The sequence below is a fragment of the Empedobacter falsenii genome, assembly GCF_019308355.1.
GTDB classification, from domain to species: domain Bacteria; phylum Bacteroidota; class Bacteroidia; order Flavobacteriales; family Weeksellaceae; genus Empedobacter; species Empedobacter falsenii_B.
In genome coordinates this window covers 1-16,006 of the sequence record NZ_JAAGKM010000050.1, presented here as the reverse complement: position 1 = coordinate 16,006, position 16,006 = coordinate 1, and the positions used below count along the sequence as shown (strand labels likewise).

Annotated in this window: 17 protein-coding genes and 1 pseudogene; 8 read left to right on the top strand and 10 right to left on the bottom strand. The window is 30.6% G+C overall.

Annotation, left to right across the window (positions count from 1 at the left end; translation table 11 throughout):
- Positions 1-215 precede the first annotated feature (215 nt).
- Together G0Q09_RS13425 and G0Q09_RS13420 are read right to left on the bottom strand one after the other, a co-directional pair.
- The gene (locus G0Q09_RS13425; RefSeq protein WP_219035251.1) at positions 216-1,997 is read right to left on the bottom strand and encodes an aminopeptidase P family protein; all 1,782 of its coding nucleotides are present in this window, start codon (positions 1,995-1,997) and stop codon (positions 216-218) included.
- Between the two features lie 98 nt (positions 1,998-2,095).
- Positions 2,096-2,569 carry a DUF4265 domain-containing protein gene (locus tag G0Q09_RS13420; protein ID WP_038331503.1) on the bottom strand — a complete coding sequence of 158 codons (474 nt, stop codon included), beginning with the start codon at positions 2,567-2,569 and terminating at the stop codon, positions 2,096-2,098.
- A gap of 98 nt (positions 2,570-2,667) precedes the next feature.
- On the opposite strand from G0Q09_RS13420, the gene G0Q09_RS13415 reads away from it, so the two are divergent.
- The 4 genes from G0Q09_RS13415 to rimO all read left to right on the top strand — a co-directional run bounded on the left by G0Q09_RS13415 (position 2,668) and on the right by rimO (position 6,971).
- The gene (locus G0Q09_RS13415) at positions 2,668-3,825 is read left to right on the top strand and encodes a THUMP domain-containing class I SAM-dependent RNA methyltransferase (protein ID WP_038331505.1); all 1,158 of its coding nucleotides are present in this window, start codon (positions 2,668-2,670) and stop codon (positions 3,823-3,825) included.
- 5 nt (positions 3,826-3,830) lie between these two features.
- Entirely contained in the window at positions 3,831-4,265 is a 435-nt protein-coding gene (locus G0Q09_RS13410) for a DUF2750 domain-containing protein (protein WP_219035250.1), read from the top strand.
- 6 nt (positions 4,266-4,271) lie between these two features.
- Positions 4,272-5,309, top strand: coding sequence for a glycosyltransferase family 2 protein (locus tag G0Q09_RS13405; protein WP_219035249.1), 1,038 nt, complete (start codon positions 4,272-4,274; stop codon positions 5,307-5,309).
- Between the two features lie 357 nt (positions 5,310-5,666).
- On the top strand, positions 5,667-6,971 hold the full coding sequence (gene rimO, locus G0Q09_RS13400) for a 30S ribosomal protein S12 methylthiotransferase RimO (RefSeq protein WP_219035248.1): 1,305 nt from the start codon (positions 5,667-5,669) through the stop codon (positions 6,969-6,971).
- A 65-nt stretch (positions 6,972-7,036) separates the two neighbouring features.
- On the opposite strand, the gene G0Q09_RS13395 is transcribed toward rimO, so the two are convergent.
- The 5 genes from G0Q09_RS13395 to G0Q09_RS13375 all read right to left on the bottom strand — a co-directional run bounded on the left by G0Q09_RS13395 (position 7,037) and on the right by G0Q09_RS13375 (position 11,518).
- Positions 7,037-7,387, bottom strand: coding sequence for a hypothetical protein (locus tag G0Q09_RS13395; RefSeq protein ID WP_219035247.1), 351 nt, complete (start codon positions 7,385-7,387; stop codon positions 7,037-7,039).
- A gap of 21 nt (positions 7,388-7,408) precedes the next feature.
- Positions 7,409-9,091: an RluA family pseudouridine synthase gene (locus G0Q09_RS13390; protein ID WP_219035246.1), complete on the bottom strand. Its 1,683-nt coding sequence runs from the start codon at positions 9,089-9,091 to the stop codon at positions 7,409-7,411.
- A gap of 423 nt (positions 9,092-9,514) precedes the next feature.
- Positions 9,515-10,270 (bottom strand): DUF4241 domain-containing protein, encoded by a 756-nt coding sequence (locus tag G0Q09_RS13385; RefSeq protein ID WP_038335748.1) that lies wholly within the window; start codon positions 10,268-10,270, stop codon positions 9,515-9,517.
- Between the two features lie 80 nt (positions 10,271-10,350).
- Positions 10,351-10,950 carry a hypothetical protein gene (locus G0Q09_RS13380; protein WP_219035245.1) on the bottom strand — a complete coding sequence of 200 codons (600 nt, stop codon included), beginning with the start codon at positions 10,948-10,950 and terminating at the stop codon, positions 10,351-10,353.
- Entirely contained in the window at positions 10,943-11,518 is a 576-nt protein-coding gene (locus G0Q09_RS13375; protein WP_125349347.1) for a Crp/Fnr family transcriptional regulator, read from the bottom strand. The genes G0Q09_RS13380 and G0Q09_RS13375 overlap by 8 nt, the downstream gene beginning before the upstream one ends.
- Before the next feature lie 108 nt (positions 11,519-11,626).
- On the opposite strand from G0Q09_RS13375, the gene G0Q09_RS13370 reads away from it, so the two are divergent.
- From G0Q09_RS13370 to G0Q09_RS13360, 3 genes are all read left to right on the top strand, one after another.
- The gene (locus G0Q09_RS13370; RefSeq protein WP_125349348.1) at positions 11,627-12,034 is read left to right on the top strand and encodes an RrF2 family transcriptional regulator; all 408 of its coding nucleotides are present in this window, start codon (positions 11,627-11,629) and stop codon (positions 12,032-12,034) included.
- 53 nt (positions 12,035-12,087) lie between these two features.
- Positions 12,088-12,744 (top strand): NAD(P)-dependent oxidoreductase, encoded by a 657-nt coding sequence (locus G0Q09_RS13365; protein ID WP_125349349.1) that lies wholly within the window; start codon positions 12,088-12,090, stop codon positions 12,742-12,744.
- Between the two features lie 94 nt (positions 12,745-12,838).
- Positions 12,839-13,270 carry a hypothetical protein gene (locus tag G0Q09_RS13360; protein ID WP_125349350.1) on the top strand — a complete coding sequence of 144 codons (432 nt, stop codon included), beginning with the start codon at positions 12,839-12,841 and terminating at the stop codon, positions 13,268-13,270.
- A 53-nt stretch (positions 13,271-13,323) separates the two neighbouring features.
- Here G0Q09_RS13360 and G0Q09_RS13355 read toward each other — a convergent pair whose 3' ends face one another.
- Positions 13,324-13,719 (bottom strand): hypothetical protein, encoded by a 396-nt coding sequence (locus tag G0Q09_RS13355; protein ID WP_125349351.1) that lies wholly within the window; start codon positions 13,717-13,719, stop codon positions 13,324-13,326.
- A gap of 110 nt (positions 13,720-13,829) precedes the next feature.
- Positions 13,830-14,195, bottom strand: coding sequence for a methylglyoxal synthase (locus G0Q09_RS13350; RefSeq protein ID WP_019973715.1), 366 nt, complete (start codon positions 14,193-14,195; stop codon positions 13,830-13,832).
- A 99-nt stretch (positions 14,196-14,294) separates the two neighbouring features.
- Here G0Q09_RS13350 and G0Q09_RS13345 point away from each other — a divergent pair, with 99 nt between their 5' ends.
- Positions 14,295-15,344 carry a 2Fe-2S iron-sulfur cluster-binding protein gene (locus tag G0Q09_RS13345; RefSeq protein WP_125349352.1) on the top strand — a complete coding sequence of 350 codons (1,050 nt, stop codon included), beginning with the start codon at positions 14,295-14,297 and terminating at the stop codon, positions 15,342-15,344.
- Positions 15,345-15,412: 68 nt separating this feature from the next.
- Here G0Q09_RS13345 and G0Q09_RS13340 read toward each other — a convergent pair.
- Positions 15,413-15,886: pseudogene (locus tag G0Q09_RS13340) on the bottom strand (solute carrier family 23 protein); the annotation flags it as partial.
- Positions 15,887-16,006: the final 120 nt, after the last annotated feature.

The following is a 16,006-nucleotide window of genomic DNA, read 5'->3' as shown; positions in this document are numbered from 1 at the left end:
AACCAACTGATTTTGATTGTAATGCTTAAAATTCATAAACAACTGTATGATTATCAGATATAAATATACGAAAACCCTCAATAATAACAAAAAAAAAATCCGCCTCAGTTGTGAGACGGATTCTTTTTTTGTCTAGCTGAATTTATTTTCAGTTTCTTATTTTTTTATGTCTGATTCTGAAACGAATTTAGAATGACTTTTTGTTGAAATTAAATTTACTTAGAAATAGCCTCACATTTTTCTTTTAACCAAGTTGTTTCTTTCTCATCTAAGAATGGAGAAATTTTCTCGAAAACAAATTGATGATAATTATTCAACCATGCAATTTCTTCGTTTGTCATTAAATTAACATCAATCAAATTTTTCTCAATTGGGAAAACTGTAATAATCTCAAACTTCAAGAAATCACCAAATTGAGTAGACATCGCTGGTTGAACAATCATTAGATTCTCGATTCTGATTCCGTATTCACCATCGCGATACAAACCAGGTTCGTTAGAAAGCACCATTCCAGCTTTTAGTGGAGTTAAATTCTCTTCTAAACGAATACTTTGTGGCCCTTCGTGTACACATAAGAAATGACCAACTCCGTGTCCAGTTCCGTGCCCATAATTGAAACCGTTTTCCCAAAGCGCTTTACGCGACAAAACATCTAACAAAGAACCACGAGAATTAACAGGAAAAATAGCTTCCGATAAACCAATATTTCCTTTAAGAACTAAGGTGTAATCTGTTTTTTGTTGCGCTGTTGGTTCTCCTAACATCAATGTGCGCGTAATATCTGTTGTTCCTTCCAAAAACTGAGCTCCAGAATCGATTAACAACATTTCTTTACATCCTAATGTATAAGCAGTTTCAGGTGAAGCAGAGTAGTGGTTCATTGCGCCGTGGTCTGCGTAACCACAGATTGTTCCGAAACTTGCACCTTTACAATTTTCCTGTTGCAAACGGAAAAATTTCAATTGCTCATCAACTGTAACTTCATTAATATTATTGTCGATATTTTCTTCTAACCAGATGAAAAATTTAGTCAATGCAACGCCATCTTTTACCATAGCATTTCTGAAACCTTCTTGCTCGATTTCATTTTTAACCGATTTTAAGTTTGTTACTGGAGAAGCAGCTAAATTAATAGTTGAAGAAGTAGAAATTGCTTCGTATAACGATTGATTAATTCGATTTCCATCTACCAATACATGCGATTTTTCGTTTTGTTTCTTTAAATAATCGTAAACCGCTAAATAAGGTTGAATTGTAATTCCTTCATTTGCTAAAGCAGTTTTTGTTTCTGGAGTTACTTTTGCTTCATCTATAAATAAATACGCATTTTCTGTATCCACAGCGGCATATGAAATTGTCAATGGATTATAGTTAACATCATTTCCACGAATATTAAATAACCACGCAATTTCATCCAACGAATTCATGATATATACATTGGTATTTGCTTTTTTCATCTCATTGCGCACTTCCGAAATTTTTTCTGAAGCAGATTTTCCAGCAAATTTTACATCATAAATATAGAATGGATTCTCTGGTAAAGCAGGACGATCTTGCCAAGCTAAATCAATTAAATCAATATTTTTAACTGAAAGTTGATTGAATGAAAACTCGTTATAATTTTCTGCAAAAGCATTGTGCGCAAACATTTGCGGATTAAGACCAACAACTTCTCCTTCTTTTAATTGAGAAATAATCCATTCGTTGATAGAAGGAGTTTCTGGCATTCTCATTTTCATCAACTCAAAAGTCGTGTCTTTTAATTGATCTTCTGCCTGAATAAAATATCTCGAATCCGTCCAAACAGCCGCTTTTTCTAATGTTACAACTGCAGTTCCAGCCGATCCATTGAAACCTGAAATCCATGTACGCTCTTTCCAACGATTTGGTAAATATTCGCTTCCGTGCGGATCTGTTCCAGGAATAATTGTTGCGCTAACTCCATTTTGTTTCATAACCTCTCTCAAAGCTGAAAGACGATCTGTGATTTTTTCCATTTTATATCGAATTCTAAAAAATTAAACTTTAATAGCCGAAAGGTACGAAGAATGTCGATGAAGGAAAATATAGAAATTAAGAAATATTATTAAGATTATTATCTGGTTTCATCACGATGTTTTTCTGATAAAACAGGTTCTGCAAAAGCAATAAATTCATTTTCTTGTAATTCGATTAATTTATCAAAAACAGATTTATAATTTATTTTTAAAGGAATTTCTAGAACAAAGTATTTTTCATTCAGCGCTTCACTTTCACAATTCAAATTCTTGAAAATATTTCTAATATCATCTCTATTAATTTCATCATTCATTATTATAACTTGAACTGTCGAATTTCCAGAAAATTCAATTACTTTTCTAAAAGTCAAACATTCTTCATCGTTATCATATTCAGCAAATACTATATCGTCACTTGAAAAACATGGACCATAGAACGGAATATTTTCAATTTTATATAATCCTTTTTCTTTGTCTATGGTTTCTGTCCAAAGTGTTTCAACTATTTCTTCTTCTAAAACCTTACTATAATATCGAACCAATATTTTTTCATATTTAGTTTCTTGATCCATGAAATATTTTTTGTTAAGATATAAATTAGTTTAGAATATCGAAAAACAATTATTCCTTTCTCAATTTCCTTTATTTCCCGTACTTTTGTAAAAATTTTATTTCCTTGGAAAATTTCAGAATGATTGCGAAAACCTTTTTTGGTTTCGAAGAAATATTAGCGCAAGAATTAAAAGCGTTGGGTGCGGCAGATGTTAAAATCCAAAACCGAATGGTTGAATTTAATGGCGATTTAGGTTTCATGTACAAAGCAAATTACAGCTTGCGTACTGCACTTCGTATACAGAAGCCAATTCTTTCGTTTTCTGCGAAAAATGATCATCAATTGTATGAGAAATTCAAAAAATTCCATTGGGAAAATTATCTAAATGTCGATCAAACTTTTATGATTGATCCAACTGTTCATTCAGATTATTTTACGCATTCGCATTATGCTGCTTTAAAAGTGAAAGATGCTATTGTAGATCGATTCAAAGAAAAAAATGGTCGTCGTCCAAGCATTGATAAAGATTTTCCAGATGTACGTTTTAACTTACATATTTCGCACGATAAAATTACGTTGTCGTTAGATTCTTCTGGAGAATCGTTGCACAAACGTGGTTATCGTGAAGAAACTGGTCCAGCTCCAATTAACGAGGTTTTAGCAGCAGGTTTGTTGTTGCAAGCGGGTTATGATGGAAAAGGAAATTACCTTGATCCAATGTGTGGTTCGGGAACAATGTTGATTGAAGCGGCGATGATTGCGAATAATATTCCGCCACAAATTCATCGTAAGCATTTTGCTTTTCAGAATTGGCCAGATTATGATGAAACATTGTTTACACAAATTCGTAATACGCGCTTAAATCGTATCAAAGAATCTGAATATAAAATTGTAGGTTACGAAATTTCTCCAATGATGGTAAAAATTGCGCAGATGAATATAAAATCTGCTGATTTAGAGGATTTTATTGAAGTTAGAAATCAAGATTTCTTTACATCTAAAAAGGAATTGTTCCCAGTTTTATTGGTGTTCAATCCGCCTTATGATGAGCGTATCGAAAATAATAACCAAGAATTTTACAAACAAATTGGTGACACGTTAAAATCGAGTTATCCAAATACATTGGCGTGGTTTATCACATCAGATTTACAAGCCAAAAAATATGTCGGTTTACGTCCTTCGAAGAAAGTAAAAGTGTTCAATGGTAAGTTAGAATGCGACTTTTTACAATACGAAATGTACGAAGGAAGTAAAAAAGCTAAAAATCAAAATTAAGAGAAGTGAGTCAATTTATAAAAGAAATTTGTCAAGATCAAAAAGTATATCTTTTAACTTCGGAAGAAGGTTTTGCTGTTTCGTATTCAGAGGAATTTGAGTATGAAGATAGCTCTAATTTAGAGGTTATTTGTTTTTGGTCGAATACAGATTTAGCTGAAAAAGCGAAACAAAATCAATGGGCAAATCATAAAATTGATTCAATAGATTTGAATACTTTTTTAGAAGAATGGTTGTTCGGAATGATTGAAGAAGTTTCTTTGGTTGGAATTAATTTTGATGAAACTTCGAAAGGAGAGGAGCAAAGTCCATTGGATACTATTTTGGCAATTGCTCACGAATTGAAACAATCAAAATCAACTTTCAAATTGAATCATTTTAAGAGTTTAGATGAAATTCAGAAAGTGACATTAGAGTTGAAAGAATCATTCAATCAATAATATATTTTGGGAAAAGAAGATTTGCAACTTTCGATAATTATTGCCGTTTACGAACGTCAAGATGAATTGACAGAATTATTGTCAAGTTTAGTGAAACAAACGGATAAGTTGTTCGAAATTATTATTGTAGACGATGGTTCTCAAAATAAATTGGTTACAGTTTGTGCTAAATTTGAAACTCAATTAGATCTTCATTATTATTACAAAACAAATTCAGGTCCAGGAAAATCGAGAAATTTTGGAATGGAAAAAGCGAATGGAAATTATTTCATTTTTTTAGATTCTGATACGATTATTCCTTCGACTTATATTGAATCGGTTAAAAAAGAATTAACAAACAATTTTGTTGATGCTTTTGGTGGTCCAGATGGTGCAGATGATTCGTTTACAGATTTGCAAAAAGCGATTACATTTTCGATGACTTCTTTTTTGACAACAGGAGGAATCCGTGGAGGAAAAAAGCAAATTGGTAAATTTCAGCCACGTAGTTTTAATATGGGAATTTCTCGTAAAGCGTACGAAAAAACGGGTGGTTTTACAGATTTACGCGTTGGAGAAGATCCAGATTTATCAATGCGTTTGTGGGAAAATGGTTTTGAAACACGATTATTTCAAGATTCTAAAGTGATTCATAAACGTAGAACTTCGTTAAAGAAATTTGCAAAACAAGTGTATCAATTTGGAGTTGCGCGTCCAATTCTAAATCAACGTCATCCAAATTATATCAAACCAACTTTTTGGTTTCCGAGTTTATTTTTTGTCGGAACTTTAGTTGCATTTTTATTTTTATTGTTGAGTTTTATTCTTCCAAAACATCAATTTATCCTACAAATTCCGTTTGTTTTGTGGTTAATTTATATGTTTTTGATTTTTATTTTCTCTACAATTCGTTTTAAATCTGCGGTTGTAGGTTTATTATCAATTCAGACAACTTTAATTCAATTCTTCAATTATGGTTACGGATTTTTAGAAAGTCAATTTAAATTGAATATTCTCAAACAAAATCCTAAAAAGGCTTTTCCGAGTCATTATCATATCGATTAAATATAAAAAATAAAGGTCAAGATTTCTCTTGACCTTCTTAATTTCAAAGCATTGCTTTGACATCTAACTTAAAGTACTAATAAGCTCAAATTTAACATTTATTGTTGAAATTAAACTATAAATGACTTGTTATATTTTGTTAATCAATTAGTTAAAATTAATATTAATAATTATTATTAATGATAATAAAGTAATAGTTGATTAATTTTCTAAAATAGTTAGTTGTGTAGAAATCTATTCTATTTAAATCCATTTAGGTTTAAAAATTTTTATTTTAGCTATTTATACTAGTTCCATTCAATCTTTTCGGTTAGTTCTCTCAAATATTTTGTAATTTTGCAAACTTAAATTAGAGTAATGCGTACAAAATCGACTGGAAAAAAGAAAATTAATGTAATTACGTTAGGATGTTCTAAAAATGTATACGATTCTGAGGTGTTAATGGGACAGCTGAAAGCCAATGGGAAAGAGGTTGTACATGAGCAATCTGGAGAAATTGTGGTGATTAATACTTGTGGTTTCATTGATAATGCAAAGGAGGAAAGTGTTGATACAATTTTAGATTATGTGCAACGTAAGGAAGATGGTTTGGTGGAAAAAGTTTTCGTGACAGGATGTTTGTCAGAGCGATACAAACCAGATTTAATTGAGCAAATTCCAAATGTTGACCAATATTTTGGTACGCGCGAGTTGCCATTATTGTTAAAAGCTTTAGGAGCAGATTACAAGCATGAATTAGTTGGAGAACGTTTAACAACAACTCCTCGTCATTATGCTTATCTTAAAATTGCAGAAGGTTGTGATCGCCCTTGTTCTTTTTGTGCAATTCCTTTGATGCGTGGAGGAAATGTCTCTCGTCCAATCGAAGATTTAGTTACAGAAGCTACTAAATTGGCAAAAAATGGAACGAAAGAATTGATTTTGATTGCGCAAGATTTAACGTATTATGGATTAGATATTTATAAAAAACGTGAATTAGCGATTTTATTAAAAGAATTAGTTAAAATTGAAGGAATCGAATGGATTCGTTTGCATTACGCATTTCCAGCTGGTTTCCCAGAAGATGTTTTGGATGTAATTCGTGAAGAACCAAAAGTTTGTAATTATATCGATATTCCGTTACAACATATTTCGACAAAATTATTAAAATCTATGCGTCGTGGAACAACACACGAAAAAACGAATGCTTTGTTAGATGCAATGCGTACAAAAGTTCCTGATATGGCGATTCGTACAACGTTGATTTGCGGTTATCCTGGTGAAACGGAAGAAGATTTTCAAGAAATGAAAGCGTGGGTACAAGAGCAAAAATTTGATCGTTTGGGATGTTTTACTTATTCTCATGAAGAAAATACGCATGCCTATAATTTGGAAGATGATGTTCCTGAAGAAGTAAAACAACAACGTGTTGAAGAAATTATGGAAATTCAATCTCAGATTTCGTACGATTTGAATCAAGAAAAAATTGGAAAACAATTTAGAGTAATGATTGATCGCAAAGAAGGTGAGAATTTTATTGGTCGTACAGAATATGATTCGCCAGATGTTGATAATGAAGTTTTGATTTCTGCAATTGATACCTATTTACCAGTTGGTGATTTTGTAAATGTAGAGATTATCGAAGCTTACGAATTCGATTTAATTGGAAAAGTAATTGATTAATCAATTTTAGATATAACAAAAAACCACTTCAAATGAAGTGGTTTTTTTATGCTTAATTTTTTTCTTTATTTTTTCAATATTTCATCAAAAAATTCTTTCGAATCGTTATCAAACGTAGGTTTTTGTAACAATAATTGGGAGATTTTTACAATTTTATCAAAATCTTGTTGCGTAAAATATTCACCAAAATGTTCATTGCAAAAATCACCTAAATTTCCTAAAACGATATTCACTTCTTCTTCGCTCAACTCACCTTTTTGTTTCCAACGTTCACGGAACAAACTTGCAGCTAAATAAGAAGAAATATCGATCAAATCATCTATCGAAATATTAGATCCGTTTTTCAATTTTGCCATAATCAACGTATCCATATCGCGATAAATTACTTCTCGTATTGTCAAATCTTTATTTTCCATTCTTTGTATTCTTTCGCAAAATTAGAGATTAAAATTTGGATCTACTTGAAATTTCATCAATTCTTTCGTCTTCGGATGCGTAAATTCTAAGGATTCGGCATGTAAATGCAAACGATTTGTTTTCGTACCATATAAATCATCACCAATAATTGGTGCATTTAGTCCCAAACGATGCGAAGCATGCATGCGCAACTGATGTGTACGACCGGTAATTGGATAAAAATAGACAAGCGTTTTATTGTCTTTTCTTGCAATGACTTCATACTTTGTCTGCGCCGTTTTTCCATGTTCATAACAAACCATTTGTCTCGGTCTATCGTCCAAATCCACACGTAAAGGTAAATCTATAAAACCATTATCGCGCTCAATATTTCCATCTAAAAGTGCAATGTAGCGTTTCTGAACTTTACGTTTAATGAATTGTTGTTGAAGAAGTTTATGACTTTCTTTATTTAACGCCAAAACAAGAATTCCAGAAGTTGACATATCCAAACGATGAACAATAATTGGACCTGTTGCCAATGGAAATTGATGTTTAATTCTAAGATAAACCGAATCTTTAATCTCAATTCCAGGAACAGAAAGAAACTCTTCTGGTTTATTGATGACAACCAAATCATTATCTTGATATAAAATTTCTAACTCTTCAACAGTTGAATTTTGCTTCAACAATAAGTTTTCATTCAGTTCAATTCCTTGCAACATATGTCCTAAAATAGGCTCACATTTTCCTGTACAAGCTGGATAAAATTGACCATGTTTTCTAACCTCAGATTTTGGCGAATCTCCCCACCAAAACTCAGCCATACAAATTGGTTCTAAATCATTTTGAAATGCATATTGCAATAATTTGGGTGCAGCACATTCACCAGCAGCAGCTGGAGGTTGTTGAAATACAGTTGTTGAAAAAATTTCTAATAATCCTTTTTCTTGCTTAAACTTATTCAAGAATTGATATTGATTAAACAATTGATTTTGAAGTGAATTAGATTTTATTTTTCGTTCTTCTTTTAATGAATTGATTTCATTCTCAAAAACATTTATTTTGCTTAATAAAATCTGTTTTTCAGAATCAAGTTTTTCATTTAGAATTCTAAATTCATATTTATCACGTAAACTTTGTTTGACTAAATCTTCTTCAAAAAATTGAATTTCTTCTTGAGATAAAGTTGGAGAAATTGTTTCTCGTTGGGATTTTCGGTCTTTTTTATTTAATTTTAATAGTTGTTTTCCTTCTTCAATTTTAAACTTAGAATTGATTTCAAATTGAATAAAATCTTCTTTAACTTGTAAATAGTTTTGATCATTTTCTAATGATTCTAAAATACGATTGATTTCATTCAGACGTTCTTCTTGTTCTAAGAAAAAACCATTTTTATTCAACATATCAAAAATAGGTGGAACAAAAAATTTGTGCTGATTAGTATTAGCCAATTTACCTGAAACTGCCGCTAAATATCCTACTTCATTCTTTTGATTTCGAACAATTAAAACACCAAACATTTTACCAATTGGAGTGGAAGATAGGTCATTTTCTAAACCAAAATTATGTTCAAAATCGGTTTGATTTCCCAAGTATTCTTGTAGCTCTCTACATGCTTGCTTCGCAATTTCAGTAGGTTCGTAATAAAATGGATAATCAAACTTTTTGGGAAGTTCGTACGTAGTAATTGGATGTTTAAAATATTGAAAATAATTGGACATTTGCTTCTTTAAAATCGATGCAAAGATACAGTTTAAGCAATAAATTTTGAAATTGTATTACTCAATTCGTTCCAATAAATACCAATTATCTTTCAATTTTTCAGATATTTTATATTCATTTTGAAACTTATAACTATTTTTATTCTCTGGATTTTTGTATTTATAGAGACTAAATTTTGCAGGTAAGTTATCATAGTTTTTGATAGCACTTTTATTTTCATTAAGAAATTTTGATTTATGAATTCTTATATATTCTATTGTATCATATTCCAAATAAAAGTAGTGGATAGAATCATTATAAAAAATATTAGTTTTCTCATTCTGTTTAATATGATATACAATACGTTAATATGCATATTTTTAAACAAAAAAATCCCTCAATTTCTTGAAGGATTTTAAATTTTATTTGATCTAAAAAATTAATTACAACCACTCATCATCATCTTCTGAATCTTCTAATTCAGCATCGATGAATTGAATATAAAATGCAACAATTTCTCCTTTTTCATTGTATCCAAAGTAAGCGGGATAAATTCCTTCACCAAAACCAGCTTGAAAAATTGGCGATTTGAATTCTGTATTTGGAATTGTCCAATTGATCCAATCTCCTTCTTCTGATTGATATTTCGGATTATTTTTAGCGTTTTCTACAAATAATGCATTGAAATAATCATCATATAAATTTACATCACCTTTACTTTCGAATTCATCAATAAACTTTACAAAAGAATCTTTTGCTTCTGCATCAACAATTGTTGCTAAACCACTTTCGATAGAAAAACCAAAATATTCTCCTTCTTGTAATTCATCAATCAACTCAATTCCTTTCATTGCTTCTTCATAACGAACAGGTTTTTCGTTTGTAAAAGCAACTTTGATACAACCAATCAAATTCTCAACATCACCATCGTCTTCAAATTTTACGATGCTTGCAGTTACAGGAAAATTACCTTTTGGCGTTTCAAGGAAATAAGGATCTTTGTCCATTGATAAATATTCACCCAAAGGATCATTCACAAAGATTTTTCCAGACGGTAAAGAAACTTCTCCCATTTCAATTTGGTCGATTTCTACACCTCCAATTTCTTTATCTGTAAAATATTTTTCTAAATCATTAGGAGCTAAAGTGAATTCTCTTTTAGATTCCCAAGTTTTTAACCATTCTGCTGTTGGTTGCATAAATTATTGTTTTTAAGTGGTACAAAATTACATTAAATAATGAGACTAGCTTAACTTTTATATGTTAGTGAAAAATTAAATTATCTTAATTTTTTTCTCAACTCGTTCTTATCAATATCATATTCTAAATGCATGATCGAAATTAAATCATCTTCAGAAAGTAAATTGTTTTTGTAATATTGAATTAAAAATGATTCGATTTTAGAAAATTCATTTAATGATTTTTGTAAAAAATAAGCTTCAACAAATTGATTATCTTTTGTTTTTAATGTAATTAAATTACTAATTCCGTGCGAACCTTCTGGGTTTTCGAACTCACCAAATTCTTTTACAGCTTTTCCTTTGTAATCTTCATTATCAATGACAATAGAAAATAAATCGTTGATTGAAAAAGTTTGATCCTTTACAGAAATTGTATCTTTTGTAAATGTCAATTTTCCATCAAAATTACCTTTCAATTCTGTAGTAGGTCTTTTAAAATAACCATTCCAATAAGCAACAGCAGTAGCTAAAAGCCCAATAAAAATGTAATAATACGTTTGATTTTTAAAAACTTTCAGCTCCAAAAACACAAAACTAATTACAGTAACGGCGAGAAATGATAAGATTACTTTCGCAATTTGTTTATTATTTTTTTTAGGTTTTTCTGGTACAAAAATTTCAAAACTATAACTATCCATGTGCTATTTCTTTACGAACTCTACTTAAACTTTCGGGTGTGATGCCTAAATATGAGGCGATCATCCATTGTGGTATGCGAGAAAGTTGGTTGGGATAAAGACGCATAAATTCTAAATAACGAGTCTTTGCAGATGCACCAAGTAATAAATTAATACGATCTTGTAAACTGCGCACATGATTTTGAATTAATTTATTTTGAGCAGCTAAATAATTTGGATTTAATCGAGTGATTAGATTATTTAATTTTTCATTCAATAAAATAACGGTAGAATCTTCTATTGCTTGAATATAAAACTTTGATTGTTGCTTACAAAAAGCACTATTTCTATCACTTACAATCCAATTTTCTGTTCCGAATTGTAAAACATGTTCTTTTCCGTTTTCATCTATTGTATAAGAACGAATAACACCAGATTCAACAAAAAAATAATCTTCGGAATATTCACCAGGTTCTAAAATAAATTCATTCTTTTTGATGTGTTTTACTACCAAAAATTTTTCAATTTCTACCCATTGTTCTTCTGTGAGATCAATAATATTTGATAAATGTTTTTTATAATTTTCCATATGTATAGGAGTATGCAACAAATTTAAGAGAAATTAATTAATAAAATTGTATCAATATTTGTTACAATTAAAAATTTTGTACTAAATTTGTCCCATCGATTTAGAAAAATGAATAATTTAAGATTTGCAACGGCGATTCATATTTTAGTTTTGACTGAAAAGTTTAAAGGACAATTAATTACTTCTGATTTTATTGCTGGAAGTATTAATGTTAATCCTGTTGTGGTTCGTCGTGAGATTAAATTCTTGAAAGAAGCAGGCTTCATCGATTCGAAAAAAGGTAAAGAAGGAGGAATTTATTTAGTTAAAGATTCTGCTGATATTTTGTTAGGCGATGTCTATAAAATTGTCAATCAAGAAAATGTTTTTGGAAGAATGAATCATACCAATCCTGAATGTCCAGTTGGTAAACAAATGAATGATAATCTTGAAAAATTATTTGATAATGCTGAATCAGATTTAATAAAATCGTTAAATCATAAAACTTTAAAACAATTTTCTGATGAATTTCAGTAAAATTTTTTATCTTTAAATGTAACAAAATTAATTACAATATAAAATTAAATAAAATGAGAGTAGCAGTAATTGGAGCAACAGGTTTTGTAGGCTCACATATCGTAGAAGAATTGGTAAATAGAAATCAATCTATCAAAGCATTTGCACGAAATACTGACAAGGTTTTAGATAGTAAAAATGTAGCAAAAGTGGCGTTAGATGTAAACGATGTACAGGCTTTGGCGACAGATTTGAAAGGTGCTGATGTAGTTGTAAGTGCATTTAATGCAGGTTGGGCAAATCCAAATATTTATGAGGATTATTTGAAAGGTGCAAAAGCAATTGAAGAAGCAACTAAATTAGCTGGTGTAAAGCGTTTGATTGTTATTGGTGGAGCGGGAAGTTTGTATGTGAATGATCAAAAAGAATTACAAATTGTAGACACACCAGATTTTCCTGAACAAATAAAACAAGGCGCTTTGGCAGCGAGAGATTATTATAATATCTTGAAACAAGATAATGAGTTGGATTGGACAATGTTTTCTCCAGCGCCAGAAATGCATCAAGGAACATCTGGAGAGCGAAAAGGAACATATCGTTTAGGCAATGATGTACCAGTTTTCAATGCAGAAGGGCGTAGTATTTTGTCTGTGGAAGATGTTGCAGTGGTGATTGCAGATGAAATAGAAAATGCAAATCATATAAAAAGCAGATTTACAGCAGCTTATTAAGATATTTGAGTAAATTTACAATAAAATTATTTTTATAGGACAATTTTTTGTTTTTGGTACGGTTTGTGAAAAACAGATAACAAATACAAGAATAATGAAATTGTCAATCGCAATAGGAAGTTTAATCCTAAGTTTAGGATTTGTTCTAATATGCTCTTTTCTAAATCTTGGTGTATTTTTTAATCAACTACTTGGAGTAGTTTTTCTGTTCTGTAGTTTGTTTATGGGGTATTTAGGTTTCGTCAATTTATTTGATTACCTAAATCATTCAAGATTATTAAATAAAGGAGTAAAAGTAAAAGCACATATTATTGAAATAAAAAGAGGTTTATTAGGAGAAAATCATTTGCCAGATTATATAGTTGAAGTCTTTTATAAACATCCTAATAATGAGAAAATTTACTATACAGAGTTTGAATATTTTGGAGATGTTAATGCAAATGAGATTTTAAAAAAAGGAAAAGATGTCGATATCTTAATCGATCCTCAAAATCCAGAAAATATATATTATAAAAATATAATTTAAAAAAGGCTGTCCTAACAAATAGACAGCCTTTATTATTTTTATTAGGATAAAAACTATTGTTTGATATACGTTTTATTTCCGTTATCGTTGATATAGTATTTTCCACCTTTTGGTCCTACATAAACTTTGTGTCCATTGTAAGTCCCTGCAGTAGTTGTTTTAGCTACAGTCGTTTTTGTTTCTTTTTTTGGAGTAGTCGTTTTCTCCACTTTTTTTTCTGAAGCTACTTTTTTGTCATTGACTGTTTTAGCAGTTGCATCAGTTTTCTTAGTTGTAGTTGCTTTTACATCCTTTTTTGTTTCTGTTACTTTTTTATCAGTTGTAGCCTTTGTTTTTGCCATTTCTGTTTTAGCAGTTTTAGTTGGAGTTTTAGTTTGAGCAAATGCTACAGTAGATCCAGTAAATGCAAATAAGCTAAGCGCGATAGCTGTTTTTTTAATTAAATTCATTGTAATTTGGTTTTGAATTGTTATTTATATTCAGTTAAAATTTCTATTCAATATTAAATAAATTATCCACCAAAACAACCAAAATAAACTTAAGATTAGCTTAAGAATAATTATTTCAAATGATCCAATAACATTTCTGCTGTCGCTGGGTTTGTAGCTAATGGGATATTGTGTACATCGCACAGTCTCAGTAACATATTTACATCTGGTTCGTGCGGATGTTTTCCCATCGGATCTCTAAAAAAGAAAACCATATCTGTTTTTCCTTCTACAACTCGAGCGGCAATTTGCGCGTCACCACCAAGAGGACCAGATAGATAGCGCGTTACTTTTAGTCCAGTTTGCTCTGCATACTTTCCTGTAGTCCCTGTAGCAATAAATGTGATATTATTTTTGTTTAAAGCTTCTTTATGTTTCATTAAAAAATTGACCATTTCAGCTTTTTTTCCATCATGAGCGATCAATGCTATTTCCATATATTTTTTCTATTTAATCTAAAATCTTACTTTTGTACAAAGTTAGCAGAACAATCTTAAATAACGAGTTGTTTTAAGAATTATAAATAGTATACGACTATGAAATTTAATTTATTAACAGTAAAAGAAATTGTAAAATTAACGGCTGATGCTGTTCAAATTTCGTTTGATGTTCCTGAGGAATTACACGAAGAATACAATTTTTTACCTGGACAATATATCACTCTTAATATTAATGGAGAACGAAGAGATTATTCTTTGTGTGAATCTCCTAATGATAAAAAATGGAGCATTGGGGTTAAATCTCAACCAAATGGAAAGATTTCTTCTTATTTAGCAAATGAACTAAAAGTTGGTGATCAATTGGAAGTTTCTACACCAAGTGGACGTTTTACAATTCCAACAAAACCAAACGAAAAACGTACGTTATTAGCTTTTACGGCGGGTAGTGGAATCACGCCAATTATGAGTATGTTAGAGTTTACTTTGCAGACTGAAGAATGGGTAAATTTTCATATTTTTTATGTAAATAGAGATGAAAACTCAATCATGTTCAAAGAGCGTTTGACAGAATTGAAACAAAAATATCCAAACAATGTTTTTATTCATCATTTCTATACGCGTCAAGATCAAGAGAATTTTATTTACAACGGACGAATTGATGAGAAGAAGTTTGATTTAATTTTGAATCAAATTATTGATATCAATGAAGTCGATGAAGCAATGGTTTGTGGACCAGAAGAAATGATTTTGACTTTAGCGAAGAAAATCAATGAAGCGGGAATTATCGAGAAACATATTCATTTCGAAATGTTTAATCCTTCAGTGAAAACAGAAGATATTTTTACAAAACATGACGAAGGACCTCAAACGGTTCAAGTTACTGTAACACTTGATGGAGAAACTTCTGAAGTGACTTGGGATAGAGGAAAAAATTTGATTGATACAATGTTAGACGCTGGTATTGATGCGCCTTATTCATGTAAAGGTGGTGTCTGTTCGTCTTGTATGTGTAAGATAACGGAAGGCGAAGTGCATATCGGAGACAACTATGTATTAACAGATTCTGATTATGAAGAAGGAATGACGTTAGCGTGTATTTCTCGTCCAAAAACAGCTACTTTAGCAATCGATTTTGATGAAGTTTAAGAACAAAAAATATCTAATAAAAAAAGACGGAAATTATAAATTTTCGTCTTTTTTTATTAGATGATAATTTAATTTTCTTCATCAAACATTTCTTTGAATGAGACAAATTCTCTTCCAGGAAGAATCAAATTTAAAGCAACTCCAATTATAGAAGCTAAAGCCATTCCTTCTAAAGAAAATAAATCTCCAATGTGGATTGCTGCACCACCGATTCCAATGATAAGAATAACAGAGGAAATAATAAGGTTTCGTTTAATCTTGAAATCAACTTTATTCTCGATTAGCATTCTTAATCCGCTCGAAGCAATAATTCCAAATAATAAAATAGAAACGCCGCCCATAACTGGTGTTGGAATTGTACTTAATAATGCTGAAACTTTACCACAAAATCCAAATAAAATAGCAAAACATGCTGCTCCAATAAATACATAAATACTAAAAGCTCTTGTAATAGCTAAAACACCAATATTCTCGCCATACGTTGTGTTTGGAGGTCCACCTAAACAAGCTGCAATCATTGTTGCAATTCCATCACCTAATAACTAAGCTTTCGTCTTGCCCGGAGGGCTAGAGATGAAAGCCCGTTGAACGGAACCGGAGTAGCTTTATGTATTATGGGGTTTTCGAAATGTGGCTTTAAGATATACAAGCAGTAATTTTAG